5 protein-coding genes are annotated in these 3,367 nt (G+C 46.2%); all 5 read left to right on the top strand.

From position 1 onward, the window contains the following. The coding region (locus B3Z75_RS07120; RefSeq protein WP_294069183.1) for a MotA/TolQ/ExbB proton channel family protein at positions 1-192 on the top strand (192 nt) is incomplete at its 5' end. 12 nt (positions 193-204) lie between these two features. Next, complete coding sequence (locus B3Z75_RS07115; RefSeq protein ID WP_294069180.1) at positions 205-831, top strand: ExbD/TolR family protein; 627 nt, start codon at positions 205-207, stop codon at positions 829-831. Between the two features lie 33 nt (positions 832-864). Further along, positions 865-1,476: an ExbD/TolR family protein gene (locus tag B3Z75_RS07110; protein ID WP_294069177.1), complete on the top strand. Its 612-nt coding sequence runs from the start codon at positions 865-867 to the stop codon at positions 1,474-1,476. 35 nt (positions 1,477-1,511) lie between these two features. After that, positions 1,512-2,342 carry an energy transducer TonB gene (locus B3Z75_RS07105; RefSeq protein ID WP_294069174.1) on the top strand — a complete coding sequence of 277 codons (831 nt, stop codon included), beginning with the start codon at positions 1,512-1,514 and terminating at the stop codon, positions 2,340-2,342. Positions 2,343-2,394: 52 nt separating this feature from the next. Further along, complete coding sequence (locus tag B3Z75_RS07100; protein WP_294069171.1) at positions 2,395-3,321, top strand: PstS family phosphate ABC transporter substrate-binding protein; 927 nt, start codon at positions 2,395-2,397, stop codon at positions 3,319-3,321. Positions 3,322-3,367 lie beyond the last annotated feature (46 nt).

Genomic DNA, 3,367 nt, shown 5'->3' with positions numbered 1-3,367 from the left:
GGCGGAACCGATTCTGCTGCACTTTCGGTAGGTATTTCCGAGGCACTTGTCAATACGGCTTTCGGTATTCTTACGGGAGCGATTGCCATTATATCCTATAACTATTTCACGGCAAAGATCGACAACATCACCTATGCCATCGACGAAATAGGTTTCTCTATTGTAAATGTCTTTCAATCGAGACATTCCTAAAAATTTAAACAGATGGCCAGACCAACATTACCAAAAAGAGATACGTGGATCGACATGACGCCCATGAGCGACGTGATGGTACTGCTGCTCACATTCTTCATGCTGACCTCTACCTTCCTGAAACCGGAACCGGTGACGGTGAACACCCCCATGTCGGTATCCGAGATAAAGATCCCCGAGAAGAACGTCTTCTCGGTATTGATCTCGCCGCAGGGTCAGGTGTTCCTGGACCTGGACAATCCGGACGACAGAATATCGGTATTGGAAAAAATGGCAGTAGACTACAACATCTCTTTGACTGAAAAGGAAAAACATGACTTCAGCATCGCCACCTCGTTCGGGGTGCCCATGCAAAATTTCAAGGAATTCATGAGCTTGCCTTTGGAAAAGCAAAACGAACTATTGCCCAATTACGGGATTCCGACAGACAGCCTGAACAATCAGTTTAAAGGTTGGGTGCAGGCTGCCCGGGAGGTAAAAGGAAAGGATATGATCATTGCCATCAAAGCCGACCAATCAACTCCATATACGAATATTAAAAATGTAATGTCCTCATTACAGGATCTTCGGGAGAACAGATATAATCTGATTACGTCGCTGCGTGAAGTAAGTGAGGAAGATAGACTGGGTAACTTATAATATGGATATTCAATTAAATGCAAGTAATACAATATGGCAAATAAGAAAGGGAAGAAAAAGGGCGAAATGAAGAAAGCCGACACCAGGGTAAACTTTACCCCTCTGGTCGATATGATCATGCTGTTGCTCACCTTCTTCATGCTTGCCACGACGCTCAGTAAGCCCCAGACAATGGAGATCAGTATGCCTGCGAAAGATAAGGTGACAGTGGAGGAGCAAAACGAAGTAAAGGCCTCCGAAGCATTTACCATCTATCTGGGTGCAGAGCACAAGGTGTATTATTACGAAGGATTACCCAATATAGAAGAACCTGACTACCTGAAGGAAACAGATTTTTCGGCAAATGGCCTTCGTTCCATCCTGATCGAAAAAAACAGAAACATCGTACAGCAGGTCAGAGAACTGGAGAACAGAAAATCGTTACTGCAGATTAGCAAAGAGGAGTACAACGAGCAAATATCGGCATTAAAAAACAGCAAAGGATCACCGGTGGTAATCATCAAACCCCTTGAAAGTTCTACGTACAGCGATATGATTGCGGCTTTGGACGAAATGCTGATCACCAGCGTCGGTAAATACGCGATCGTGGATATCAACGATGACGACAAGACCATGTTGCGGAATTCAAATTTCCCCATCAACTGATCCCGGCTCATCAGACAAATACAATAAAAGAAGAAATGGCAAAGAACATTAATTTAACGTCACAGGAATGGATTGATCTGATATTTGAGGGCAAAAATAAAAGTTACGGTGCCTACAGACTCCGGCAATCTTCCGGAAAAAGACACCTCTATGCTTTTATCGTTGTCGTCATCGCTACAATTTTGTTATTTGTTGCAATGTCTCTGATTACAACCTATCAGACGCAAAAGAAATCAAAGGAGGCGATGACGCAGGTAACCGAACTATCCAACATTCAGTTGGAACAGCCCAAGGTACCGGAAGAGAACATCATTCAACAATATATTGCTCCCCCGGTGGAGTTGAAAAGCACCATTAAATTCACTCCGCCCGTCATCAAGAAAGATGAGGAAGTAAGAGAGGATGCCGAAATGAAAACCCAGGAATTTCTGACAGAATCCAATCTGGCAATTTCTGTGGCAGACGTAAAGGGAACCAACGAAGAAACAGGTGTGGACATTGCTACTCTGCAAGATCATAAAGTCATTGTGGCCGCCGAGCCGGAAGAAAAGATCTTTGAAGTGGTGGAACAACCCGCTTCCTTTCCGGGAGGACACGCCGCACTGATGGAATGGCTGGGTGAAAACATCAAATATCCGGTCATTGCGCAGGAGAACGGCATACAGGGCCGCGTGATCATCCAGTTCGTGGTAGGGAGAGACGGCACCATTGACGATATCAACGTGGTCAGGGGGGTCGACCCCAGCCTGGATCGCGAGGCAGTACGGCTGGTAGGCGCCATGCCAAAATGGATACCGGGCAAACAGGGGGGGACAGCGGTGAAGGTAAGATTTACATTGCCCATCGTATTTAGACTGCAGAATTGATTGCATAAGGAGGGGTAACCCTCCTTCTATCCGTTTTATACAGGTGAAAGAAATGAATATCAGAAAAGTTATCTTCCTGCTTCTCGCTCCATTTATTGTGCTCTCCTGCAATAAAAAGAAAGAGGGAAATACAATGAACAGCGGCTATATCAAAATTGCCGTTGATCAGACGATGGCACCCACCATACAGGCAGCAATTAACCTGTTTGAAAGCGAAAACGAAGCCATCGTTGAACCATTGTATACCTCCGAGCGGGAAGCCCTTGACCTGCTGAGGGCCGACTCGGTGAGACTGGCTGTGACTGCCCGACGGCTGACAACGGCAGAGCGGAATTATTTCTATGAACAGAAATATCAGCCGGAGGAGATCAGAATTGCCCTGGATGCCATCGCATTGATCGTACATCCTTCCAATCCCGACTCCATCATCAACGTACAAAATGTGAAACGGATTCTCACCGGAGAGGCGAAGCAATGGAACGAGATCTACCCCGGCTCGGGACTGGGAAATATCCAGGTAATATTCGACAACACCAATTCAAGCATTGTCCGCTACGCAAATGATTCCATCTGCCGGGACAAGCCCCTCTCGAGCGATCTGAATGCGCTGAATCTGAACGAGGAGGTGGTGGAATATGTCTCTCAAAACCCCGGATCCCTGGGACTCATTGGTGTAAATCTCATCAGTGACCCCAACGACAGCACGGTAGTGGAACTCACCACAAAAGTGAAGGTGATGAGGGTTACGTGGAATGGACATCCCGACAGGTTCAATGCAGTACAACCCTACCAGTACTATATTTATACGGGACAATACCCGTTTATCAGGGAGATCTATGTCATTCTGAACGATCCCCGGGGAGAACTACCCAAGGGGTTTACCCGTTTTCTGATCTCGGACAGGGGACAACGGATCATTCTCAGGTCGGGATTGCTTCCCTCGGTGATGCCGGTAAATGCCGTAAAAATAAGGGACTGAGATACCGGATTTCAAAAACAGGAACTCAATAAAAGAATTTAGATAA

The organism is Proteiniphilum sp. UBA1028 (assembly GCF_002316955.1).
Taxonomy (GTDB): Bacteria; Bacteroidota; Bacteroidia; order Bacteroidales; family Dysgonomonadaceae; genus Proteiniphilum.
Note: the sequence above shows the minus strand (reverse complement) of the source record. Positions and strands in the feature narration are given on the sequence as shown.

What these genes read in the sequence shown, in the direction of transcription:
- B3Z75_RS07105 (WP_294069174.1), top strand. Translation starts at nt 1,512, where the DNA reads ATGGCAAAGAACATTAATTTAACGTCACAGGAATGGATTGATCTGATA.
- B3Z75_RS07115 (WP_294069180.1), top strand. Translation starts at nt 205, where the DNA reads ATGGCCAGACCAACATTACCAAAAAGAGATACGTGGATCGACATGACG.
- B3Z75_RS07110 (WP_294069177.1), top strand. Translation starts at nt 865, where the DNA reads ATGGCAAATAAGAAAGGGAAGAAAAAGGGCGAAATGAAGAAAGCCGAC.
- B3Z75_RS07100 (WP_294069171.1), top strand. Translation starts at nt 2,395, where the DNA reads ATGAATATCAGAAAAGTTATCTTCCTGCTTCTCGCTCCATTTATTGTG.